General features: G+C 36.6%; 24 protein-coding genes. 5 read left to right on the top strand and 19 right to left on the bottom strand.

The features are described 5' to 3' along the window. Positions 1-4: 4 nt before the first annotated feature. The 9 genes from GX497_16850 to GX497_16810 form a co-directional block, all read right to left on the bottom strand. On the bottom strand, positions 5-1,546 hold the full coding sequence (locus tag GX497_16850; protein ID HHY74859.1) for a glycoside hydrolase: 1,542 nt from the start codon (positions 1,544-1,546) through the stop codon (positions 5-7). Between the two features lie 45 nt (positions 1,547-1,591). Next, the gene (locus GX497_16845) at positions 1,592-1,786 is read right to left on the bottom strand and encodes a hypothetical protein (GenBank protein HHY74858.1); all 195 of its coding nucleotides are present in this window, start codon (positions 1,784-1,786) and stop codon (positions 1,592-1,594) included. A gap of 144 nt (positions 1,787-1,930) precedes the next feature. Then, positions 1,931-2,530: a hypothetical protein gene (locus tag GX497_16840; protein ID HHY74857.1), complete on the bottom strand. Its 600-nt coding sequence runs from the start codon at positions 2,528-2,530 to the stop codon at positions 1,931-1,933. Between the two features lie 15 nt (positions 2,531-2,545). Continuing rightward, positions 2,546-3,895 carry a HAMP domain-containing histidine kinase gene (locus tag GX497_16835; protein ID HHY74856.1) on the bottom strand — a complete coding sequence of 450 codons (1,350 nt, stop codon included), beginning with the start codon at positions 3,893-3,895 and terminating at the stop codon, positions 2,546-2,548. Further along, positions 3,885-4,559, bottom strand: a complete 675-nt coding sequence (locus GX497_16830) for a response regulator transcription factor (GenBank protein HHY74855.1) — start codon at positions 4,557-4,559, stop codon at positions 3,885-3,887. Before GX497_16830 ends, GX497_16835 begins: the two co-directional genes overlap by 11 nt. A gap of 49 nt (positions 4,560-4,608) precedes the next feature. Then, complete coding sequence (locus GX497_16825) at positions 4,609-5,157, bottom strand: ferric reductase (GenBank protein ID HHY74854.1); 549 nt, start codon at positions 5,155-5,157, stop codon at positions 4,609-4,611. A gap of 1 nt (position 5,158) precedes the next feature. After that, positions 5,159-6,103 carry an FAD:protein FMN transferase gene (locus GX497_16820; protein ID HHY74853.1) on the bottom strand — a complete coding sequence of 315 codons (945 nt, stop codon included), beginning with the start codon at positions 6,101-6,103 and terminating at the stop codon, positions 5,159-5,161. Beyond that, a complete protein-coding gene (locus GX497_16815; GenBank protein HHY74852.1) occupies positions 6,103-6,420 on the bottom strand; it encodes a hypothetical protein in 318 nt (105 codons plus the stop codon). Before GX497_16815 ends, GX497_16820 begins: the two co-directional genes overlap by 1 nt. After that, on the bottom strand, positions 6,417-7,199 hold the full coding sequence (locus GX497_16810; GenBank protein HHY74851.1) for a copper amine oxidase N-terminal domain-containing protein: 783 nt from the start codon (positions 7,197-7,199) through the stop codon (positions 6,417-6,419). Before GX497_16810 ends, GX497_16815 begins: the two co-directional genes overlap by 4 nt. A 302-nt stretch (positions 7,200-7,501) precedes the next feature. On the opposite strand from GX497_16810, the gene GX497_16805 reads away from it, so the two are divergent. Together GX497_16805 and GX497_16800 are read left to right on the top strand one after the other, a co-directional pair. After that, positions 7,502-8,257, top strand: coding sequence for a DUF2087 domain-containing protein (locus tag GX497_16805; GenBank protein ID HHY74850.1), 756 nt, complete (start codon positions 7,502-7,504; stop codon positions 8,255-8,257). A 23-nt stretch (positions 8,258-8,280) separates the two neighbouring features. Beyond that, on the top strand, positions 8,281-8,637 hold the full coding sequence (locus GX497_16800; GenBank protein HHY74849.1) for a GIY-YIG nuclease family protein: 357 nt from the start codon (positions 8,281-8,283) through the stop codon (positions 8,635-8,637). A 103-nt stretch (positions 8,638-8,740) separates the two neighbouring features. Here GX497_16800 and GX497_16795 read toward each other — a convergent pair whose 3' ends face one another. Next, positions 8,741-10,396 carry a DUF2339 domain-containing protein gene (locus tag GX497_16795; GenBank protein HHY74848.1) on the bottom strand — a complete coding sequence of 552 codons (1,656 nt, stop codon included), beginning with the start codon at positions 10,394-10,396 and terminating at the stop codon, positions 8,741-8,743. A 187-nt stretch (positions 10,397-10,583) separates the two neighbouring features. On the opposite strand from GX497_16795, the gene GX497_16790 reads away from it, so the two are divergent. After that, positions 10,584-10,823 (top strand): hypothetical protein, encoded by a 240-nt coding sequence (locus GX497_16790; GenBank protein ID HHY74847.1) that lies wholly within the window; start codon positions 10,584-10,586, stop codon positions 10,821-10,823. A 143-nt stretch (positions 10,824-10,966) separates the two neighbouring features. On the opposite strand, the gene GX497_16785 is transcribed toward GX497_16790, so the two are convergent. Then, the gene (locus GX497_16785) at positions 10,967-11,617 is read right to left on the bottom strand and encodes a hypothetical protein (protein HHY74846.1); all 651 of its coding nucleotides are present in this window, start codon (positions 11,615-11,617) and stop codon (positions 10,967-10,969) included. A gap of 215 nt (positions 11,618-11,832) precedes the next feature. After that, entirely contained in the window at positions 11,833-13,509 is a 1,677-nt protein-coding gene (gene ilvD / locus GX497_16780) for a dihydroxy-acid dehydratase (GenBank protein HHY74845.1), read from the bottom strand. 258 nt (positions 13,510-13,767) lie between these two features. Between ilvD and GX497_16775 the strand changes: the two genes are divergently transcribed. Further along, complete coding sequence (locus tag GX497_16775) at positions 13,768-15,387, top strand: ATP-binding cassette domain-containing protein (GenBank protein HHY74844.1); 1,620 nt, start codon at positions 13,768-13,770, stop codon at positions 15,385-15,387. A gap of 45 nt (positions 15,388-15,432) precedes the next feature. On the opposite strand, the gene GX497_16770 is transcribed toward GX497_16775, so the two are convergent. The 6 genes from GX497_16770 to GX497_16745 form a co-directional block, all read right to left on the bottom strand. Next, positions 15,433-15,639 carry a hypothetical protein gene (locus GX497_16770; GenBank protein HHY74843.1) on the bottom strand — a complete coding sequence of 69 codons (207 nt, stop codon included), beginning with the start codon at positions 15,637-15,639 and terminating at the stop codon, positions 15,433-15,435. A 24-nt stretch (positions 15,640-15,663) separates the two neighbouring features. Further along, positions 15,664-16,299, bottom strand: a complete 636-nt coding sequence (locus GX497_16765; protein ID HHY74842.1) for a thiamine diphosphokinase — start codon at positions 16,297-16,299, stop codon at positions 15,664-15,666. A 127-nt stretch (positions 16,300-16,426) separates the two neighbouring features. Continuing rightward, positions 16,427-18,931 carry a U32 family peptidase gene (locus tag GX497_16760; protein ID HHY74841.1) on the bottom strand — a complete coding sequence of 835 codons (2,505 nt, stop codon included), beginning with the start codon at positions 18,929-18,931 and terminating at the stop codon, positions 16,427-16,429. Positions 18,932-18,988: 57 nt separating this feature from the next. Beyond that, positions 18,989-19,192: a hypothetical protein gene (locus GX497_16755; protein HHY74840.1), complete on the bottom strand. Its 204-nt coding sequence runs from the start codon at positions 19,190-19,192 to the stop codon at positions 18,989-18,991. A 139-nt stretch (positions 19,193-19,331) separates the two neighbouring features. After that, positions 19,332-19,649, bottom strand: coding sequence for a hypothetical protein (locus tag GX497_16750; GenBank protein ID HHY74839.1), 318 nt, complete (start codon positions 19,647-19,649; stop codon positions 19,332-19,334). A gap of 74 nt (positions 19,650-19,723) precedes the next feature. After that, positions 19,724-21,883: an EAL domain-containing protein gene (locus GX497_16745; GenBank protein ID HHY74838.1), complete on the bottom strand. Its 2,160-nt coding sequence runs from the start codon at positions 21,881-21,883 to the stop codon at positions 19,724-19,726. Positions 21,884-22,042: 159 nt separating this feature from the next. Here GX497_16745 and GX497_16740 point away from each other — a divergent pair, with 159 nt between their 5' ends. After that, a complete protein-coding gene (locus tag GX497_16740; GenBank protein ID HHY74837.1) occupies positions 22,043-23,413 on the top strand; it encodes an MATE family efflux transporter in 1,371 nt (456 codons plus the stop codon). Between the two features lie 57 nt (positions 23,414-23,470). Here GX497_16740 and GX497_16735 read toward each other — a convergent pair whose 3' ends face one another. Then, positions 23,471-24,712 (bottom strand): MFS transporter, encoded by a 1,242-nt coding sequence (locus tag GX497_16735; protein ID HHY74836.1) that lies wholly within the window; start codon positions 24,710-24,712, stop codon positions 23,471-23,473. Positions 24,713-25,055 lie beyond the last annotated feature (343 nt).

Below are 25,055 nucleotides of genomic sequence, written 5' to 3'. Positions count from 1 at the left end.
GTTACTACATATTAATGGTGACAGTTTTAGTATTGCTGTTCCAATCGACAGTAGCATCAAATGATTCACTAATAAATCGCAATGGGACCATTGTCCGACCGTTTCTTATTTGCGCTGGCACATCAATGGTTACGTCTCTACCATCTACATTTGCCATAGTAGAATTGGCTTTTAACCAAATTGCTTTATCGGCTTTTATTGCGGTAATTTCCTTGCTCGTTGAATTCCAATCAACAGTAGCTCCTAATGCTTCGAAAATGCCACGCAAGGGAACTAATGTCCTGTTGGAATAAATAATCGGTCCTTCATCTTGAAGAGCAAGAATTTCTCCGTTAATGATGACTTCGATTTGAGACACAGCATTTTTTCTAGTATTCGTTACCGTTTTTTCTTGATAATTCGGAGTTTGATTTAGATTTTTACTTCCACTCTCATCTTTCGCATCACCTGAAGCTGCAACAGTTGAATGTAACCATGTTTTATAATGCGCCCATAACGACACTGATTCCTGACCTAAACTCCAGTTAGCTGTACCTTTTAAATTATATTTATTTACTAATTCTAGCTTTTTTTGAATCGTTTGTTCGTTATCAAACCAAATTTCATAGTTTCCGGGCTTTAAAGGTTCCCTCCATGAAAATAATTGGAATGGTGAATCATTTTCTGTTAATGTGACACGACCGACGTAGCTCCCTTTTCCTTGGATATATTCTGCTACTCCACCATAGTTTTCAAGTAAACTTGCAGTCTTGTCCATCCAAATGCCATCACCTACAATACCTTTACGAGTCTGTAAATCTTCTACTCTCCAAATTCGCCCGTAAAAAGGAATGCCTAGAACAATTTTGTCACCCGCTATACCTTGATTAAGGGCATACTGTATTGACTTTTCAACGAAATCAAGACTCGCGACAGGCCCAGGATCGCTTCCACCATAGCTTTCATCATAAGCCATAATAATTAAATAATCTGCATACTCCGCTAGTTTTTTATAATCATAGCTACCATGCCAGCCAGTTGTTAACCCTTTTGGATTGGCAGCAACAGCGACTGATAACTCTTTTTCAGCAGGTAATTTTTCGCTTAACACTTTTATAAACTGGCTGAAGCTGTCTTTTTCTGTATGGGAAAGGCCTTCCATATCAATGTTAATGCCATCAAGATTATATTTATCAATCTCATTTGCTAGTTTAGTAGCTAATGTTTCTGTATTTTTTAATGCATTTATCCCTGAGCTTTTATCCCAATGGTTGCTTAAAAATGGAACAACTTTAACGCTGCGCTTATGCATTTCTTTAATAAAATTACTATCAAAATTTGCTGTTATAACTAAGCTGCCATCCTTTGCTAAATCGTAATAGTTCGGGGAGATGACATCAACGCTATTATTTGTTTGGTCAACATGTTTAATATAGTCATTTTTGCTAACTGAATATATGTATGAGTAATTAATTTTTTCTGCATTTGCATAATTTGTATGCATTGGTGCCAATAACAAAAAGGCTATTAACAAAAATAGGATAGACTTCTTTTTATTTCTATTCATTTTTTTCTCCTCTCTTCTAGCTTATTTCTAATCGTTGTGTCGAGTTTAATACTGCTTATTATAGTGGCTTTGCTTTAGCATTAAAGCATGAGCTTTTTCGATGATGTCAGTTAAAACATCCCCTTTATAAACTCTACCAAATTTAATATTCTTTTGATAGAATTCAACAATTTCATCAAGCTTTTCGATTGTGTCCTTTCGTACCCTTAAATTTAACTGTACTCTTGCTTGATCAGCCACCCTTTTCCCTCCTTACTATTTTCTATTTTCTTGCTATCTATTTGCTATTTTCTCAATATCATAATGATAGCATATACTACTTTCCTTTTGCTGACAATAAAAAAACGGATGCGCTGAAAAAGCTGCATCCGTTTTTTAAGTCTTTTATGCAATTAGAACATGGACAGCACCGATTAATACGGCAACAATAAGAAAGCCAAGATGGATTGAACGAAGTTGGTTATTTCCGCGTTTTTTCATAAGAAGGGCTCCAAAAATGGCGGCGATTGCCATTAATCCTACTGAAATCGTTCCCGTTACACCTTCAAAACCAAATTCACCTTCGTCAATATACATTAGTACCCCATGAATGGCACCTAATAAGATTGCCAATGACCCAATCCATAGATGTGATTTACCAACTAGCTTTAAAGCAGATATAATTGTATTTTTCGTATTGGGAAATTTCTTTATTAAACTGCGTGAGCCTCTTCTTAATGGCATAATTAGTCCTGCACCACCAATGGCAATGACAGTACCCCAGCCTAAAAGCTCTCCACCTTCTTCAAGCAGTCCGTCTTTCTCATGTCCCCCTTTGCCATGTTCGCCATAATAGTCATCATAACGACCTTTATCATTATCACCTGTTCTATATTTATAATGCTCATCATCGTCAGCAAAACTTGGATTAGCTACTAATGATAGACTAAAAATAACCATAATAGCAATAATACTTCCAGCTACTAATTTAAACCAGATATTCATCTTATTTTTCTCCTTTTATTTAGGTAATGGTAAAAAGATTGAAAAAGTTGTACCCTTCCCTTCTTCACTTTTCACTTCTAATTTGCCTTTATGAACTTGGACAATCCAATCGGCAATTGATAGGCCGATTCCACTACTGCCTTGGTCCCTTGATCTTGCTTGGTCTACCCGATAAAACCGATCAAAGATTCTTTTCTGATGCGCAAGCGGGATGCCTACACCTGTATCTCGTACATCAATTCTAATTTGATCGTTTTCCTTCACAGCTGAAACTTCTACAGTTCCATCAGGCACATTGTACTTAATGGCATTATCAACTAAAATAAACAAGAGTTGCGTTAGTTTTTCTTCATCGCCAAAGGCACTTACTTCGTTTTCTAGCACGGCGCGCAAATGAACATTCGCTTTCTCGGCTTCGTATTGAAATTTCCTTTGTAATTTTTCAAGCACATTCGTTAATGAAAACCAGTCTTTCGTTAATTGTTCTTTCCCAAGATCTGAGCGTGCCAGGAATAAAAGATCGTTTACTAGATGTGCCATTCGTTTTACTTCATCTTTTAAATCATCTAACACCGTAACAGAAAATGGCGATAAATTTCCGCGGTCCTCCGCTTCAATTACTTCTAATGATGATTGCATAATACTAAGCGGTGTCCGTAATTCATGGGAAGCGTCTGCTGTAAACTCTTTTTGTCTTTGAAAAGCGTTGGAAATCGGCACCATTGCCTTGCCGGCCATCCAATAGCCAAGCAATGCCGACGCGGCGATAAAAATAAGTGAAAGAACAATCAAGATTAAGAGAAGTGTTCGAATAACCGCCGTTTCTTCAGAAATATTCGTACCGGTGTAAATAGCCCCTAGATAACTCCCATGCTCATAAACGGTTCGCCCAGATAAAAGTAAATTTTGTTTTGATCCATCCTCTAAATGAATTGTAATCTTCTTAACTTCGTTTTTCTCTGGCTGCCAGCCCTTGATTTTAGCTAAAATTTCATCACGAAGTCCTGGATGGTTTTCATCCCCATCAATTAACGTGCCATCACTTGCAACAACAAAATAAAATGTTCTTGCATCTGGCTTATATTCAACTCTATCTTTTTTATTCTTTTTTATTCTTTTTTCAAGTTTTTCTTCTAAATCCCCTATGTCTTCTTTTTCTTCAAAATAATAGTCAAATACATCCTCACGGTGGTCTTTCCATTCCTCATAGGCTAAAGCGACCGCTTTTTCTTTTTGCTCTTTTGTCACGATTGCCAATAGTGAAAAATAAGTAACAAAAATAAAAGAGATTAGAAAAATAACGAGAAAGCTCGTAAATAATAATGTTAAACGCCATTGGGTGTGGTTAAACAGTTTATTTTTCAATTTTATAACCTACTCCCCTAATATTTTGGATAAGCTGCTGCTCCGAATTATCATCGATTTTTTTTCTTAATAAACGAACTAAGGCGTCTAAATTATTGCTGTTTACTTCGGCGTCATAACCCCAAATTCTATCAATCAATAAATCGCGAGGCAATGTTTGGTTTGGGTTGCGTAAAAATAATTCCAAGAGTTGGTATTCCTTTGGCGTTAGTTGAATTTCCTGGCCATCTTTTTCTACTATATGGGTAACTACATTTAACTTGATTGAACCAGCGGTTAAAATTTCATCTTGAACTAATGGTTTTGTAATTCTTCGCTGCAAAGCACGAATTCGTGCGAACAATTCGGCAAATTCGAACGGCTTGACAATATAGTCATCGGCCCCATAATCAAGGCCCTTTACACGATCTTCCAAGCCATCCTTCGCCGTTACCATTAAAATCGCCCCGTCATAGCCAGACGAACGTAGCTCTTTACAAACTGTAATCCCATCTTTTTTCGGCATCATCCAATCCAAAATGATTAAGTCATAATTGGTGTTTTTTGCAAATAAAACTGCATCTTCCCCGTTTTGCACCCAATCTACTTGATGTTTTTCCTTTCTCAACATATGGACAACAAGATTTCCTAATCGTTTATCATCTTCAGCTAAAAGGAGTAACATTTTTAACCAACACCTTGTCTTTTTAACTCTATTATATAGAAAATTTTACCTAAGCACTTGCTGTTTTTTTCGTTTTCGCTTTAAGAAGAAGAAGAAGTTTCACTATTAATAATGAAAAGATAATCGCGAGTGACCCCGTATAAAGAATCATTACCCAAGCAGCATTCGTATCTGTTCCTAAAAAAATGCCATGAATACTAATGAGAATAACCATCGGCAGCGCTAAACGATGGATTTTCCTCCATACTTTGCTCCCGATTTTTTTCAATAAATCCCCTGATATAAATAAGAGCACGATGAAATATAAGGAAATTGTGCCTAAACCATTTAATACTGTAGCTTCCTTTGTTGTAAAAGGTATAAAAATTTCGACTAAAGAATAGGGCTTATAGGAGTCAATATACAAAAGTAAGCCATGAAATAAGCCAAACAATAAACTAAACCAGCCTGCTGATTGATGGGTGACTTGCAGTAATTGATTTGTCTTTGGATTTGCTGCTTTTATACTAACTAATAAGCCGCAAGCTACAGACAGAAAAAGTAAGAAATAAGAGGTTAAGCCTGAAGCTCGAATCAACTCCCAAGTTGGTAAAGTCATTTTACATCACAATCCTTGTTACATATTTTTTTACAGATTGACTAATGGCAACTTGGCCATCATTTTTAATTAGGATACAGCCAGCATGCGGAAAATGCTTTGTTAGCCACGGAACCGCATCCTTAAAATTATGCATACATAGTATTTTGGCTAATACGTCAGCTTCTTCCGTATTTGTCCCGAACACCGTCGCTTGGACAATATCACTTTCTGAAGGAGTTCCCATTTTCCCATTGAAAATATGGTGGACTCGTTTCCCGCTTGCATTCCAGCTTCTGTATAATGTATTTGATGTTGCAATTCCACCGTTACGAATTTTGAATTGAATAATATCTTTGTTGCTTAGGCCTGGATCAGGATGCTGCACACCAATCGTCCTTTCTTCTTCTCCCCAAACAAAAATGTCACCGCCGGCATTGACAATCCCATTTTCTAGGCCTAGATTTTTCATGATAGAAGCCATTTTATCAACGCTCCAACCTTTGGCGATTCCACCTAAATCAATTTCACCATCAACCTTTTTGATAACACCATTTATCGTTGGTAAAAAAACAAAGGGCTCATAGAGAATCTGTTGAAATTGAAACGGTGCAATCGTGAAATCGGTTTGATCCTTGATTTCATCAAAGGTTTTATGATAACCATAAGCTTTTAAAGCTGTGCCAATAAATGGGTTAAAATTGTAACCTGTTTGAATGGCATAATCAATTGCTTTATTTAAAATCTCATAAAGAATCGGATTAATTTGAATGACAGTATCAATAGGCTGTTGATTTAAAAGCGAAAGTTCACTATTTTGGCGGAAGCGTGAGCAAATATTTTCAAATTGCTCAAACCAGCTTTCAATCTCCTCTTCCCAATCATTGCGGTCAATCTTGCCTGTTCCTGCAATTTCAATAACCGTATTCATTTTCTTACATTGAAAATAATGTTCCTGCATTAGCATTATGATCGCCTCGTGCGTTCTTTGGCACGGTCTAAATACGGCATTTTTTCTTGGCTCGGTGTGACAATGATTGTTTCATTGCTGTATTCTACATCCCAATTCCCTTCTTCCCAATCTAAAGCCAAAAGTTGCTGCTCCCGCGCTTCTTTATTTATTGCTACGTTAGCTTGGGTATTTAGAACATTCATGTTTTCATTTAGGGCGAAACCATTATCGGCATTAGATGCTTCATCGTTTGCATCAATTGTCTGCAGAAATAATGTAAATGCTGAAATCCCGCCTACTCCTACAATCCACTTCATCCATTTATTATTCATAGCTGAACAGCTCCTTTTAATTGAATTTCGTTGTTTGTTACTTTTTCATTAACTTGACAGCCAAAGCCATTGGCAAGCACTGAAATCGGTAGATAATATTCATCATTTTTCTTTATCATTGGAGCTTGCATTGGCGTTTTTCTCATGTTTTCATAAACGACTTTTGAATTATTACGAACGATAAGCTGCGTATTATCTTTGTTAATCTCAATAATTTCCGAGTTTGGATAAATGACTGTTTTTGCGCCAAGATATTCAGCAACCTCTTTTACAGGCACTAAGAGTTGACTTCCATTTGGAATTGCACTGACTTTGATAGGTTCTTCATTATTCATTTTTAATGAAATTTCAGAAGCAGCGGCTATCGGTAATTGAGCTTTCTCGCTAGGTTCTGTTGCCGATCTAGACCATTTGTACCATGATTCTTTGGCCACATTCATTTGTTGTTGCTGTTTTTCATAATAGGTATCGTCTTGCTGTTTTTCATATTTCTCGTATTTGTCATCGTCATCATCATCGTCGTCATCGTGATCACGATACTTCTTGTATTCACCACGGTCTTTATAGCGTTCCTTCTCATAGTATTTAGACTTATCATCATCATCATCGTCGTCATAACGATATTTCTTGTAATCCAGCTCTTGATATTTTTGCTCGTCATAATACTTGTAATATTTTTTATCCTTATCGTGGTCATCATCCGCCTCAGCAACTAGTGAATAGCTTAAAATGCTACTTGAAAGTAGAAAAGCAGCAGGTAGTAAGTAAATTTTTTTCATTTCCATCCCTCCATAGTCACATCTTAACCAGCCAAACTGAAAAAAAAGTGAAAAAAATGATTTTTTTCATGAATAAATAAAAAGCCTAATTTCCCCGTTTTATTGCTGAGAAACTAGACTTTTTTCTTGACCTAAATTTAAACCTTTCAGTTTAATTCGTTCATACTTTGCAACAAACATCGTTTGTTTTTGTTTATTTAATTGACAGTAGGTAAATTTTATAATAAGATGTTTGTTATTAAACAAACAAATAAAGTTATTGTTTATTATATAAACAAATACAGATTGGAAGTGTTTGAATAATGGAGATTTCAGATTTATTTTGGAATGCATCTTTGGAAGAACTTAAACAAGGATATATTCAGGAAAATGAATCTTATATATGCCTATTATGTGGTGAGAAATTTGAAAAAGGGATTATTTATCCTCATAAAAGTATTTTTTACGAAGCTGAAAGGTATATGCGTGTTCATATTGAAGATGCACACCAATCGGTATTTGAATACTTAATTGGACTTGATAAGAAACTAACGGGCCTTACCGACCATCAGAATCATCTCCTTCGCCTTTTTTATCAAGGAAAAAGTGATAAAGAGGTTCAAAGTGAAATGGGGATTGGAAGTGTCTCTACGATTAGGCATCACCGTTTTGCATTAAAAGAAAAGGAACGTCAAGCAAAGAGCTTTTTAGCAATCATGGAACTGCTAAAAGAAAAAGATAAATATGCTCCAGCCTTTATCCCTCCACATAAAACAGCAAAAATGGTTGATGATCGGTACGCTGTTACGGAAGAGGAACAACAAGAAATCATTAAAAAGTATTTACCTGAAGGGGTAAGTGGTCGATTAAAGAAATTTCCCCCTAAAGAAAAGCAACGACTGATTATTCTTCGCGAGATTACTAAACGATTCGAAAGTGATGCCATCTATACTGAAAAAGAAATAAATCAGCTTTTAAACGAAATTTATGATGATTATGTCATGATTAGGAGATATTTAATCGAATATGGCTTAATAGATCGAAAGTCAGATGGAAGCCAATATTGGCTGAAAAAATAACGGAGGAAAGTGAGTGAAGTCAAATGGATCGAAAAAAAGAACTAAAGCAACTATATATAGAAATACCAATCGAAGCTGGCATTTATCAAATTAAAAACAGCAAAAATGAAAAGATTTTTATCGGAAGTGCAAGAAATATCAAGATGTTAAACGGGGTAAAATTCCAGTTGGAAACAGGTACTCACAACAATAAAGTGCTCCAAGAAGAATGGAACCAATTCGGAAAGGATGCTTTCACTATTGAAGTATTGGAATCGCTCAAAAAGAAAGACGACCCATATTTTAACGAAAAGGAAGCGTTGTTAGAACTAGAAAGTAAATGGTTGGAACACCTTCAACCATATGGAGAACGAGGATATAACTCGAAAAAATCACATTAATAAATTTATAAAAGTTACAATAGTCCGTTTTGAAGCACAATTTTTGATAATACACTTCAAAACGGGCTACTTTTTTTACGAACTCGACTGCGCAATACTTGGCTTACTCATTTTTACCATAAAAAATTCTTGAAATTAATATACCAATGACACCGATTCCAATGAATAAAATAGCGCGAATCGCAATCGACACCATGAGTAAATCGAAAAAAACTACCTTAATAAGGGCTATGAAAAGTAAAGCCACTCCAGTTAATCGCACCGATTTTTTATTCCTTTTGACACCAAAAACGACTAATACAACAGAAAAAATGGCCCACACAAAGGAAGTTGTCATTTGGATTACATTTTCATCTAACCCTACTAATAATAAAGGAACGAAGAGGAAAGTGTACTTAAGCCATACAAGTACATTCATCCCAACAGCAAACCATTTTAATGCAGTAACGTCTTTCTCGTATTTTACTAATCCGTAAAGGACAAAGCCAGTTGTTATTAATAGTGTCAGCCAAATAATCGAATCTATCGAGAATATTTTCACATAATCATTTTCGATTGCAATTAAGTAGGCTACTAAATAAATCATCGCTCCCACGAGTTTTTGTAGCTTTGATTGCAGCTGCCAGCCAAGAAATAGAAGTGCCGCCCCTTCTAATAATAAGAATACTTGCAGCAAATCTCCTTCCAATACATAAAGAAACCATGTAATGAGCGCAAAAGCGGAGACAACGGAAGCTGTCACCATGCGATCTTTGTCTTTTTTGAAATAAACCGCGATTACAAAGAAAATCACAGTTGTAATAAGCGCAAACCATTCACTTGTTGTTTCGGTAAAATACAATTTCACCCAGCTAGTTGTTAAGACGAAGCTTGCAAATAAGGTTGCCATTTGTTCCCTTGTATACAATCTTCCTTTCAGATAAGTAACTGTAATAAATAAAAACTGCGCAATAAGGCCATAAACTATTGGCTTTTGGAAGCTTGAGAAGCCGGTTGTTAAACTAAATACGAAAAATGTTATATGTAAAAAAGCGAAGGCAAAAAAATAAAGGCCGATAAATTTTTTACGCAACGAGAAATAAAGTAAAACTAGATAGAGAATGGTCTCGTATGATGTAAAAATCCAAATGTTTGGATTTTCGCTTTCAATTAAGAATGGAATTAAATAGCCACCAATAGCAATAAAAATCCCTAGCGCTTGCGATTGATTTTTAATGGCAAAAAATAAGCCAAGTGCCAACCAAATGATATTCAATATAAATGCAAGCGGGCTTGAAAGATAGCTAAATAAGCTATTAGCTGCAAATGTTGTAAATAAAAGGATGGAATAAGAGCCACCTAACAATACAATTCCTAGTTTAACACGGTTTTTCTTTATTTGTTTTTGTCCAAAATAGATGAGAGCCACGCCGACAACATATCCTAGCATGATACGGACAATTGGAGTAAGAAATCCGTAATCTATCGCTACTTTAAAGCCCCAAAGCACACCGAGTAACATCACAACCATAAAAATCCGCGGCAACCACACTTCGGTTAACAGCTTTTCTAAATCGAGTTTTTCGGATTTAGACTTACCTAAATCAATTTTTTCTATTTTAACAAATGGACGGGCATTCGTAGTTGTTCTTTTCGTGTCAATAAAGACTGACTGGGACTCCACCTTTGCATGTTTCATAGCCGCTTTTAAGTCATTAACCTCATTTTCCAATTCGGTCACTCGTTTCTCTAACGAACATATTCGTTCCTCTTCTAGCAACTGCCTTCACTCCTTCCCAATTGATTGTAGCAACAAAACATCGTACAGCCTGCAAGTTTTTTTGAGAATATATTTCAATAAATTGTATAAATATACCACTAGTATACCAGACGGAAAGGCAACTCAGGATATTATTTCAGTAAATGATAAAGATAAAAAGGATAGGTCAGTTTAAAAGGTGATTTGAATGAATTTATTTTTAAAACATGAAGTAAAAGAAAACGATGGCAGGTATGAGGCCATTTTATTTTTAAATAAAAAAAATGTTGATCACTTAAATGAAAATGTTTTTCATCTTGCTATCAAAAAGGAAGCATTGTCATATGTTAAATCAAAATTTACGTCCGTGCCAATAGAGGTCGTGCGAATTATGATTGGCTCATTTCTGTATTTTTCATTTGCGGTTAATATTAAACGTGATGTTTGACCGAAAAGTTCTGTATGCTATCAAGAAATTTCGCTTGTTTACACTAAACATTTCGGTCATTACCGTGAAGGCTATAACTTCACCCATCAAAAGTAAAAACCACCTTCTCACTGGGTCCATACAGTAAACAGGTGGTTTTTGTCCTAAATAACTATTTCTTCTTTACTCTCACCCTCTTCTTCCTTTTCAGCATGCTGGCTAATTTTATTGAAAACAAAGATGACCGCTCCGACGAAAACGACTGACATAATCCAGCCAAAAGTTCTCATTACGATGAGGATTTTATCAAATCCATCAACACCATATTTGTAAATTAACCAAATTTTGACGCCGCTTGCGACGACATCACGTAAAATTAGAAAAGCAGTTAACCATTGAAAATATTTAAATAATTCCTTTGATTTATACTTTTTGAAGCTTTCCGCTCGTGGCGTTCCTTGTACATAAGCAGCATCCACTAGGAAATACATCACAATTGGCCTTTTGATAGCAATTGTAAATAACAAAAAGACAATCATTCCAAAATTGAAATAAATTCCATTCCAAAGCATCCACTCAGCAGAATCACTTATTAAATCCAAAATTGTATTAATCATCAATGATGACATGATATATAAGCCTGATACGTTAAATTGGCGTTCAGTAAAAAAGTTCCAAACTGTATAAACGAACGCTGGAGCTGTTGATAACAGCATAGCGTAATAATCACCCAAAGGCTCACGTCCATATTTCCATATAACAATTGGTAACACGATATAACAAATAATTTCGAGAATCGGTTTGAATTTTTTCATAGAATCTCCTTTTAAATGAATCAAATCTGCATTAGCAGAAAAATTTAATACTTACTTATTATAATATCAATTCAAGAAAAGTAAAATAACCATTTTAAAATGGAAAGAAGAAGTCTAGATGATTTATAAACCACGACTTACCGCCCAATTGATATTAAAAAAGCACGGCTCAAAATGAACCGTGCTTCTTTCAGCATCATTAAAAATTACATCCACTAAATCTTCAAAACCCCGCCCTTGCTCGCATTTGTAACCAACTTAGAATAGCGCGCTAAATAACCAGTTTTAACCTTTGGCTCAAAGCCTTTCCAATTTTCTTTGCGCTTATTCCATACTTCTTCTGGTACGTCTACGTTAATAGTGCGGTCATTAATGTCAATGACAATATGGTCGCCATTTTCAACGAATGCAAGTGGGCCGCCTTCTGCTGCTTCTGGTGAAACGTGACCGATTGACAGTCCACGGGATGCACCTGAGAAACGGCCGTCGGTTACTAGTGCAACCTTCGTGCCAAGACCCATACCAACAATTTGCGCTGTAGGAGCAAGCATTTCCGGCATCCCAGGGCCGCCTTTTGGACCTTCGTAACGAATCACAACAACATGGCCTGACTTTACAGAACCATTGGCAATACCTTCTAAGGCCTCATCTTGTGAATCAAAGACAATCGCTGGACCTTCGTGGCGTGTAATGCCGCCTTCAACTGCACCTGATTTTATAATAGAACCTTCTGGAGCAAGGTTTCCGAAAAGAACTGCAAGTCCCCCTCGTTCTGTATGTGGCTTATCAATCGGATAAATGACATCGTAGTTTTTTACTTCGAAATCAGCAATATTTTCACCTAAAGTTTTGCCTGTTACAGTTAATGTATCTAAATGAAGTGTACCTTCTTTTTTCGCTAATTCATTTAGAAGCCCATGTACGCCGCCTGCTTCATGTAAATCTTCAATAAATACATCAGACGCAGGTGCAAGCTTCGCTAAATGTGGTACACGCTCCGCCACTTCATTAATACGCTCTAATGAATACTCAACGCCTGCTTCATTTGCTAAAGCAAGTGTGTGTAATACTGTATTTGTAGAACCACCCATTGCCATGTCTAAAGCAAAGGCATTATCAATTGCTTTTTCAGTGACGATATCACGTGGTTTAATATCTTTTTCAATTAAATGCATTAATTGCTTTGCAGATTCACGAACAAAATCACGACGTTCAGGAGAAACAGCTAAAATTGTCCCGTTTCCTGGTAACGCTAATCCAAGCACCTCTGCTAAACAGTTCATAGAGTTCGCTGTAAACATTCCAGAACATGAGCCGCATGTTGGACAGCCATATTGTTCAATTTCTGTTAATGCACTTTCATCAATTTGTCCCGCTTGGAATGCTCCTACACCTTCAAAAACAGATGTTAGCGAAAGTTTTTTACCTGTGCTTGTTACCCCAGCTTTCATAGGTCCGCCACTTACAAAGATAGTCGGAATATTCAAGCGCATTGCCGCCATCATCATTCCTGGTGTAATTTTGTCACAGTTTGGTATACAAACCATGCCATCAAACCAGTGCGCTGCGACAACTGTTTCAACTGAATCAGCAATGATATCGCGGCTTGGCAGTGAATAGCGCATACCGATGTGACCCATTGCAATTCCATCATCTACACCAATCGTGTTAAATTCAAATGGAACGCCGCCTGCTTCACGAATTGCTTCTTTTACAATCTTACCAAATTCCTGTAAATGAACATGTCCAGGTACTATATCAATATAAGAATTACATACAGCAATAAATGGTTTATCGAAATCTTCTTCTTTTACCCCTGCAGCGCGAAGCAAACTGCGATGTGGTGCTCGATCAAAGCCTTTTTTAATCATATTACTACGTAGTTCTGCCACGAAAATCCCTCCAACTAATATCTAAAAAATTATTAAATTTAAATTATTTAATATTGTACCACTAATTCTATCATCATGACAGTAAAAAATTAGATGATAGAAATATACCGATGATAACCTCTCACCTCTCTTCGATGCAAATAACTATTCATGAATAGGTTCAGATTATTCGCCCGTGAAGGTTTGCTGTTAATCGCTTTATTCGTTTCCTTTTGGTATAATTATAGGGAAATTAAAGATTTGGAGGAATTTTATTAAATGATTACTGTAAGCAATGTAAGTTTGCGCTACGGCGACCGAAAGCTGTTTGAGGATGTAAATATTAAGTTTACCCCTGGAAATTGCTACGGTTTAATTGGTGCCAATGGTGCTGGGAAGTCTACTTTTATAAAAATTTTATCAGGTGAAATCGAGCCGCAAACTGGTGATGTTATCATGAATCCAGGTGAGCGCCTTGCCGTTTTGAAACAAAACCATTTCGAATATGAAGAATATGAAGTGTTGACAACGGTTATTATGGGGCATACCCGCCTTTACGAAGTGATGCAGGAAAAAGATGCAATTTATATGAAAGCCGATTTTAGCGATGAAGACGGTATCAGAGCAGCCGAGCTTGAAGGTGAATTTGCTGAAATGAACGGCTGGGAAGCAGAATCGGAAGCAGCGATTCTATTAAAAGGTCTCGGTATTACTGAAGAACTTCATACAAAGAAAATGGCAGAATTAACTGGCGGCGAAAAAGTGAAGGTGTTACTCGCGCAAGCGCTATTCGGTAAACCAGATGTTCTCTTACTTGACGAGCCGACAAACCATCTTGACTTAAAAGCTATCGCTTGGCTTGAAGAATTTCTCATTAACTTTGAAAATACGGTAATCGTTGTTTCCCATGACCGCCATTTCTTAAATAATGTCTGTACACATATAGCCGATTTAGATTTTGGTAAAATTCAAATCTACGTCGGTAACTATGATTTCTGGTATGAATCAAGCCAATTAGCGTTAAAGATGGCCCAGGATGCCAATCGTAAAAAAGAGGAAAAAATAAAAGAACTTAAAGAGTTTATTGCCCGCTTTAGTGCGAATGCCTCAAAATCAAAGCAGGCTACATCACGTAAAAAGCTTTTAGATAAAATTGATTTAGATGATATTAAACCATCATCACGCCGTTATCCGTTTGTTGGCTTTACACCTGACCGAGAAATCGGCAATGACTTGTTGCGGGTGGAAGGTCTAACAAAAACAATTGATGGCGAGAAAGTGCTTGATAATGTAAGCTTCATCATGAATAAAGGTGATAAAATAGCTCTTGTCGGCAATAACGATATTGCGAAAACAACTTTGTTTAAAATAGTAATGGGTGAAATGGAACCAGATAGCGGTTCATTTAAATGGGGTGTAACAACATCACAAGCCTATTTCCCAAAGGATAACTCTGAGTACTTTGAAAATAGTGACATGAATCTTGTAGAATGGCTACGCCAATTTTCTCCTAATGATGAAAGTGAAAGCTTTTTGCGAGGCTTCTTAGGAAGAATGTTGTTTTCAGGAGAAGAAGTTCTTAAAAAAGCTAGCGTCCTTTCCGGTGGAGAAAAAGTGCGTTGCATGTTGTCAAAAATGATGCTTAGCGGCGCAAATGTTTTACTGCTAGATGAGCCGACAAACCACTTGGACCTTGAGTCGATTACGGCTTTGAATAACGGTTTAATTGCATTTAAAGGCTCGCTTCTGTTTGCTTCTCATGACCATCAGTTTGTGCAAACGACAGCGAATCGTATTTTTGAAATCACACCAAAAGGCTTGATTGACAGGCAAATGACGTTTGATGAGTACTTGGAAAACAAGGAAATTCAACAGCAAGTAGCGGAGATGTATAAATAAGATAGGAAAGCGGAAGCCCCATGATGAGTGCTTCCGCTTTTCTACTTATATCGCCACATATTCTTTATTTTTCATTTCTCTTGTAACCGTAAAATCTTCTCCATATTTTTTAACCCCAAAAGCAGTTCGAATCATTGGAAATTCTAAACCCCAACGGCTAAACCACTCTCTTTTAATTTGCTCATTATGTAAATTTTCCCTAGCCATTTCAATTAATTCATGCTCATATAATTCACTAATTCTTTTCCCCATTTTATTGGCACATCCTTAAAAATTTTATTCATCATTACTTTTGATTACTTGTAAAATCCCAGAGGATACGATTATTTTACCGTACTCTCCAATTAAAACATTGCTGATGCCTACGGACTCCCCGATTCGGATTGTGGCATGTAAGAGCGGATATTGAAAACCTTCCAATGTAATCCCTCTTACTTCCGGTGTTAGTGGCAGTAAAGAAACATTTCTAAACCGATCTTTATAGATGATAAGCTGACTATTGACAAGTTGAATTTCATTCCATTCATCAATGATTTTAGAAGAAATACCAGCTTCTAAGCCACAAAGCAATAATTGAATATTTGCGATGGAATGATCAAAACGAGTACCCAACCCACCAAAGAGTAAAATTTCCTTTGGTTGTTTTTTCAGTGCATAATGAAATGCCATCTCTGTATCGGACTCATTTTTGTCAATTGCATCGCATGAAATGAGTTCCTTTGCATTTGTGATGATTTGTTCTTTTTCGGCTTTTGTTACGGAATCAAAGTCTCCAATCGCTATATTCATTTTTATCCGATGTGAATATAGAAAATAGGCTCCGCGATCGACCCCAATAAGAAAATCATCCTCCTTTATATAGGAAATAGCCCAATCATTTAAGTTTCCACCACTAAAAATGAGAACACGCACTCTTTTGCCACCAAACCCTCTTTATATAGAATAATACAAATCCGAAAAAATTGTATGACTAAATTAAGACATTTTCCCGAATTTCCAAATTTAAGTCGAATTTTGTACAAAATCAATAATAAACAGGCTATTTTTTAATAAGCTGTCCCCGTGTCACCCCTAATTGATTTGTTGCTTTTAATGTTTTCCAAACACTTGTACCCGTTCTTTTTCCTTCAAGCGCTTCACGATAAAGTTGAATAACTTCATGAACCTTTTCCGCATCCTCTTCTAAAAATTCAATGCGAAAATGCTTAATCCCTTCATTTAAAAAATTCGCAATATATTCCGCCCCAGATTGTTCAATCGCATTATAAACAGTATTGCGGCAGCCAATGTCCACACGAACGGGATGCTTCATGCCAATCCGGTCTTGGAGTGAGATGCGATGCTTTTCACATGGTCTTCCGCAATTTGTAAAATCGGTTCCTTCGCTTAAAAAAGTGCAGTACACACAATGCTCAGTATGGAACATTGGCAAATGCTGGTGAATGACAACTTCAATACTCTCAGTTGGCGAATTCTCAAGGAGGTCAAACATTTGTTGGATATTTAAATCATAAGATGGCGTGATGCGCGCTAAGCCCCGTCCTAAAAATAAATCGACAGCTTTTGAATTCGCACTATTCAATGAAAAATCACCAATTATTGGTATGGACAGATTTTGCTTCTCCAGATAATACTGAGCAGCTCCAAGGCTTCTAGCTAAGATTGCATCAGGTCCCGCTTTAATAATCCCATTTAAAATAGCATTTTCACCTGGCATGTGAATTCGCGGTGTCGCAAGGGCAATCGGCTTGTTATATGCTTTTGCAGCTTGTACAGCTTTTGGATAGTCAGTTGTAAACTCAAAGTCAGCATAAATAAAATCAACATCGGTTCGAGAGGCTGCTTCGATTTGCTCCATTGTGCGACATAATGCAATTAAATTTGGATTTTCCGGCTGTTTCTTGACTCTATTTTGCCCGCTTCTAGCATTTTCATCAGCGGCTTGTCCAACATTATTTTTTTGATAACGATAAGGTGCTTGCCGTAATGCAACTAACTCTTTCACCGCTTGTCTACGCATATGATTCAATTCTTTTACAGGAATCATTACATCTTCGTAAAAAGTCGCTTCAAGATTCTCGAGCCTAAAGATTGTTCCTCCTAACCGGCCTAGCTGTTCGGTCAAATATTCCGTTGTTAATGGTCGTTTCAACGCTTGTTGTAATTTTTCATTTGATTCTATTGTGACATAGTTGTTCGTTGTTTCATCGTGCCAAACGGTTATTAAAGGACTTCCAACGTTGCCGGTTGCTGAAACGCTGAGCGGAAAAAGACGATAAGTTTGCTCAGATTCGTACGTGTTCCGTAAACGGCGCTCAAGCTCCTGGTCACTTGTTTTCCAAATTTTATCACCAACATGGACCTTCGTTAAATTAATATCGTGCCGTCCAGGGACAATTTCGATAAGGCCTTGTTTAACTTCTCCGTCCATCTTCACGCCGTTTTTGCGAAGGTCGTAAACGCGCCCGCCCTCTTCTTTTTCCTCAGGACGTCCGGCATCAAAAACTATGCCATCGCCGCGCTTTAATGGCGCTTCTACATCACATAAAACAGCATCCTTTAACACCTTTTTGACCATTCCTAAATAAACGCCGCGGCTTTTCGGGAATGTCCCATCCAACAGCTGTTTATGGTTCGTTCCTTTTAAAAAACCGAAAGTAAAGCCACGGCTGAAGCTTTGCTGGAGCTCACGGATGTCAGTTTTTGTAGGTTTATAGTTTCTTCCAGCTACATACTCGTCAATCGCTTTACGATATTTGCTAACAACATTTGCTACATATTTAGGCGACTTTAACCTTCCTTCAATTTTAAAGGTCGTCACACCCGCTTCAATCAGCTCAGGAATGATTTCTAAAGCAGCTAAATCCTTTGGCGAAAGGACGTAAGCAAGATTACCCATTTCTTTTACCTCATTATCAACAATTAAATCATATGGTAGACGGCAGGCTTGGGCACATTCGCCGCGATTTGCCGAGCGCCCGCCCCACATTTCCGATGTTAAGCATTGACCAGAATAAGAAACGCAGATTGCACCGTGAACAAATACTTCCAATGGTATATTCGTTTCATCCGCAATTGTTTTAATTTGCTGTAAATTATTTTCCCGGCCTAAGACAACGACCTCAAGGTCATATGGCCTTAAAAAATCAACCGCCTCAGGTGAGGTAACCGTCATTTGTGTAGACCCATGGACAGGAAAATCAGAAGAAATTTCTCTGATTAATTGCAAAATCCCCATGTCTTGAACGATTAAACCGTCTACACCGGCATCAATGCATGCTTCGACTAACTTCTTGGCATCATCTAGCTCGCTTTCAAAAATTAATATATTTAACGTGACAAAGCCACGAACATTATATTTATGCAAATAAGCCATAATTTCTGGCAGCTCATTTGATTGAAAATTTTCCGCACGCACCCGTGCATTGTAATTTTCAACTCCGAAATAAACAGCATCTGCCCCGTTGGCAACGGCAGCTTTTATAGCTTCCCAATTTCCAGCAGGTGCTAATAACTCTATGTTTTTCTTAATGATGCGTTTCAAAATCTCAATCCTCTCTTTTTACTCACTCAAAAATTTATTTTACCTCCTCTTCTCCTATTACACTGCTTCAAAATACTCTTTATAATAGCCGCCAACTTTACCTGTATTATCGATAATAAAAATAAATTCGTCTGTTTCGTTTTTGACATCATAAACTTTTCCAACTGTTAAAACTCTATTCACCATATATTTTTCCGCGTTTGTATGTACACATTTCACTTGCTTCATTGTTTCTTTATTTTGCCATGTTCTATGTATCATTTTGTACACTCCTTCAAATTGTTTTCCATCCCCATATTATAAAGGGAACTACGCCATTTTCCAATACTAAAACAAAAAAGTGTCAAGGCCCATAGTACGTCAGCATACTTGGACATTAACACTACAAATTCAAGTTTATTTAGTTAGACTCTAAACGACATTCCTCAAACCAATGATCCAATACTTTTGCATCTAAAACTTTCTTATCTACAAAAAGAACTTGGTTTTTGGTAAAGAAAGATTTCCATTCAATCCCAAGCTCGCTGGCTAATTTAATGATTGTTAAAAGCTCTTGCCAAGCTACATAGCGCTTATACCAAAAAAATGTTGGCTGTTCATCCATATATGGATACAAATCATCAAATTCTGTATGCTTACATTCTACTGTTCTTTCAAATTGGATCTTGGCGACTTTAATTTTTTCTTCAAAAAAAGCCGCAAGTCTTTGTTGGTCCATCTTTCTACCCCCCGTTTCTTTTTCCTTTTTTTATACATATGCATTATACCATGAAATCATGTATACAAATTAGTTTATTGTAGAAGTTTTTCGAACAGATTGGCTGGTAATGGTTTACTATAATAATAACCTTGGGCAACATCACAATTTAATTCATGGAGTATTTTAGCCACTTTATCAGTTTCTACTCCCTCTGCAATCACTTTTAAGTGAAAGGTATGTCCTAATTGAATGATTGCTTTTACAATTTCAGCATCATTTTCATTATCTTCAATTTCTTGGATAAAACATCTATCTATTTTCAAAATGTTGATTGGTAATCTTTTCAAATATCCAAGGGATGAATAGCCTGTACCGAAGTCATCAATCGATATATAAATTCCCAAATCTCTTAACTCATTAAGAATTTCAATTCCCTTTTCCATATTTTGCATAAAGCTATTTTCGGTAATTTCTAGCTCTAAATATTGTGGGTCAAGTTCTGTTTCAGCTAGTATTTTTTTTAATTTTTCAACATAGTTCGGCCGCAAAAATTCAATTGTCGAGACATTGACAGCAATCCGCATCGGCGGATATCCTTTTTGAATCCATTCTTGGTTTTGTCGGCATGCTTCATATAAAACCCATTCCCCAAGCTGGACAATCAGACCTGTTTCTTCTGCCAACGGAATAAAATCATCCGGACTAACAAAACCGTAGGTTGGTGAGTTCCAACGCACCAACGCTTCCATTCCGTTCATTTGATTTGACTCAATAATATATTTAGGCTGAAAATGTAATATTAACTCATTATTCTTAATCGCTTTACGAAGATTAATTTCCAGCTCTAACCGCCCGTGCGCATCCTTTCCCATTTCATTATTGTAAAAAATAAAACCTTGTTTCCCATTAAGTTTGCAATGCTTTAATGCTGTATCAACCCTGTTTACTATTTTTTCAATACAATCTTCCGCATTTTCAGGGAACGTGGTGACCCCGATTGAACATGTAATGATAAGTTCATGCTCGTCAACTAAAAATGGCTCCTCAATAGCCTTTAATATACTTTCAACTATTAAAGCTAATGAAGTCATATTTCCATAGCTTTCTAGAATGATAACAAATTCATCACCGCTCATGTGGTAAACGCTGCCGTTTCCACTCACAAACTGCACCAATCTTTTACTAAGCTTTAAAATCAGTTTATCGCCTCTTTGGAATCCTAACGTATCATTAATTTGTTTGAAACGATCAATATCAACAAATAAAATCGCATATTTTTGATTATTTCTCTCATCTAGCTTTTCCTGTATGTCTTCCGATAGCTTTCTGCGATTTGGTAGATTTGTTAAATCATTATGGTAAGCTAAATGTTGTATTTCCTTTTGAGCCAATTCTAATATTGTTATATCGTTTGTATTCCCAATAATTTCAATAATATTGCCATCCTCTATTATAGGGGATAATGTCGTATATAGAGCGATCCCATTATAATGGTGTGTAAAGGATTGCTTCTCACCACGAAAAGCTGCTCGACCAACGTCAATGACGTGATCGACTAATTCATCACCAAAAAAATTTTCCATTCTTTTTCGATCAAAGCGCCCTTCGGAAATATCAAGGAGCTTCGATAGCTTTCCTTCGACTAATGGAATAAATAATTCTCCGTTACTATCTCTTTTAACTTTAAAGACCATATTATCGAGATTTTTTATTGTTCTCTCAAAATCATTTTTCAGCACTTTCCTGAGTTGTTCCTCAGCTTCTTTTCCTTTTGTTATATCAGTACGGAGCGTAATAAACCCTTCAACTTGATCTGTAAAGTCGTTAATAATCGGAATGATGTGGGAATGCACCCAATAATAGGATCCATCCTTTTTTTTATTTTTTACTTCCCCACTCCAAATTTCTCCAGACAAAATCGTTTTCCACATGTCCTTAAAAAAGTTTTTGCTATGGAAACCAGAATTAATCAGTCGATGTGTACTTCCTATTAATTCATCTCTACTATATGATGAAATTTCACAAAATTTATCATTAATATAAAGAATAGTCCCAGCTTTATCCGTAACAGCCACAATCGTCGAGGCATCTAATGCATATTTTATAAATGCATAATCTCTTAGGAAAATTTCCTTTACTTGCTCAAATAGTTTAGTAGCTTCACTGTTAGGAAAACATGATTTCATCTGTTCAAGAAGCTCAAGCATTTCTTTATTGGAATTCTGAGCGAATTGTTTATACATTAACGACATTTGGAATCACCTATTTACATTTTAGTTGTACTTGCCGGTAATATTTTAATTATAATGCATATTTTGGTTCTGTGATATAATGTTTATCATCAATTTTATTAGAAAATACAAAATTAGCTCAAAAGGACGAATTTCAACACGAAAATTAGGGGTTACATCATGGAACAAACATACACAATAAAGCAAAAATCTACATTATTTGTAAAAATCTTATTACCAATCTTAATTACACAATTAGGCCTCTATGCAATGAATTTCTTTGATACGATGATGTCAGGGAGAGCTAGTGCTGATGATTTAGCAGGGGTTGCCATCGGCTCAAGTCTATGGATGCCAATATTTACAGGAATTAACGGGATTTTGATGGCAATTACGCCAATCGTCGCCCATTTCGCTGGTTCTAAAAAGACGAAAAACATTCCATTTTCAGTTGTTCAAGGAATATATTTAGCGGTGTTCATCGCCATTGTGATTATATTAGTAGGAACTGTGGCAATCGACCCGATTTTAATGAAAATGAGTCTAACTCCCGAGGTGTCCCATATTGCCAAACACTATTTAATCGGCTTAGGGTATGGAGTGGTTCCTTTATTTATTTACAATGTTCTACGCTCTTTTATTGATGCCTTAGGGCAAACAAGAGTAACGATGATCATTACCCTGTCTTCTTTGCCAATCAATATTTTTCTAAATTATGTATTAATTTTTGGCAAACTAGGGTTTCCTGCATTAGGTGGAATTGGGACAGGATATGCAACTGCGATTACGTATTGGGCTATCCTGCTTTTTGCTGTCATCATTGTTACGAAGCAGCGCCCATTTCGGTCATATAAATTATTCCGAAATTTCATTCCTATCCATTTACGAACATGGAAGGAAATTCTGACAATTGGCATCCCAATTGGTTTTGCAATCTTTTTTGAGACAAGCATTTTTGCAGCCGTTACGTTACTTATGAGTAAATATGATACCATTACGATTGCTGCCCACCAAGCAGCTTTAAATTTTGCATCCTATTTATATATGATTCCTTTAAGTATCTCGATGGCTTTAACGATTATAGTTGGTTTTGAGATTGGGGCGACACGCTTTAAAGATGCTAAAATATACAGTTATCTAGGAATCACGATAGCGATGATCATGGCAGTCATTACAACAGTCTTTTTATATTATTTAAGGGAACCGATTGCCGAGCTGTATACAAATAATATGCAAGTATTAGAGCTCACAAAACACTTTTTACTTTATGCGATTTTATTTCAGATTTCTGATGCATTTGGGGCACCCATTCAAGGGGCCTTACGGGGCTATAAGGATGTAAATGCAACCTTTATAATGGCCTTGATTTCATATTGGCTAATTGGCTTGCCAACTGGGTATATCATTGCTAACTATACTACGTTTGCGGCGTTTGGTTACTGGATTGGCTTAATCATTGGTTTAGCTGTTGGAGCGATTGTACTATTAGGAAGATTATTTTTTGTCCAAAATAAAAAATATAAGCAATTCGTAAACAGTGGAGATATATAAGCGTTCATATTCCATTAGAAAAACACGCAATTTGCCATAATAGCAAATTGCGTATTTTTATCCTTGCTCATGCAATGTTTTAATCTTTTTCTCATTTGGCAGCCACGCCGTTAAAACGCCTAATAATGGTAAAAAACTAGCATAAACCAATGTTGTCGAAATCCCGATGCGGTCGCCGAGCCAACCTAGGACGATGGAGCCTATGGCGCCAAGACCAAACGACAAACCGATGATCATCCCGGATACCATGCCAATCCGACCGGGCAGTAATTCATGGGCATAAACGACGGAAACGGAAAAACTGCATAACAAAATAAATCCGATAATCGTTAACAGTATCATTGCAAGCCCTTCGCTTGCATAGGGAAGCAAAATACAAAGAGGGGCTGCTGCTACCATCGAAAAGAATAAGACGTTTTTCATGCCAATTTTATCTGCAAGCGGTCCGCCTAAAAATGTACCCGCCGCACCAGCAGCTAAAAATAAAAAGATATAGATTTGTGCATCTTCAATTTCTAAATGAAACGTATCAATCAAGTGAAAGGCAAAATAGTTCGTAATTGCCGCATGATAAAATTGCCTTACAAACACTAAAAATATAAGTAGGAAAAATGCAATTTTTATAGATTTGCCAACAGTATGCGCTTTTACAATAGCTGTGTTCGTTTTTTTATTTGTATTTATTGCCAGCTGTTCACCGTACCATTTTGAAATATAAATTAAAATTAGAACGGCTAGAAAAGCTACAAAAGTAAACCAAATCGCGCCAATTTGACCAAGCGGCACTAAAATTAATGCTGTAATTAACGGAGCTAGCGATTGTCCAGCATTCCCGCCAACCTGGAATACGGATTGCCCAAAGCCTTTCCTTGTTCCTGATGCCATATGGGCAACTTTAGACGCTTCAGGGTGAAATGCAGCAGAGCCAATCCCTAACAGCATCACTGATAATAGGATAATACTATAAGAAGGCGCCAAAGCAAGACCAAGCATTCCCACTAAAGAAAATGTCAAACCGATTGGCAATAGTTTCGGTTTTGGATGTTTATCGGAATACGTCCCAATCACAGGTTGCATGACAGAAGCCGTCATATTGAGTGCAAAAGCAATGAGGCCTAGTTGTTTAAAATTAAATCCTAATGACTTGGCCAAGATTGGAAACATCGCCGGAACAACAGCTTGAATGGAATCATTTAACAAATGGACAAAGCCGATGATAAATAAAACATGATAAATTGGATTTGCATTTCCATCCTTCTTTTGCGATGTAATCTGAAGCTTTTTTACTTGTGCATTCACGTCTATTATTCCACCCTCTTTCCTACTTAATTAAACTTTAAAATTATTTTTCTATTTTATCATCTGTTTATATTTTTCTGCCAGTTATTAAACTTTTATAGCCTATCTCTTGAAAATTTTCTTAATTTCTGTTATTGTACAATAAACTTCATAAAATTTACTTCAACTAAAATTGAAGTGAGTATAGAGGCGCGAAAACCATTAGTACGCTTTGGGAGGATAATGAGGTCCGCAGATCTTTGCAGAAAGGGGAATTCGCCGAAGTGATAGGAAGCTCATTTTTCCTAGACACTGGTTCTGTATCAAACAGGTACAGGATTGTCATGTAGCAATGGCTATATGG

It is taken from the genome of Bacillus sp. (in: firmicutes), assembly GCA_012842745.1.
Taxonomy (GTDB): Bacteria; Bacillota; Bacilli; order Bacillales; family Bacillaceae_J; genus Schinkia.
The sequence above is the reverse complement of the archived record's forward strand: the minus strand, read 5'-3'. Positions and strand labels throughout refer to the sequence as shown.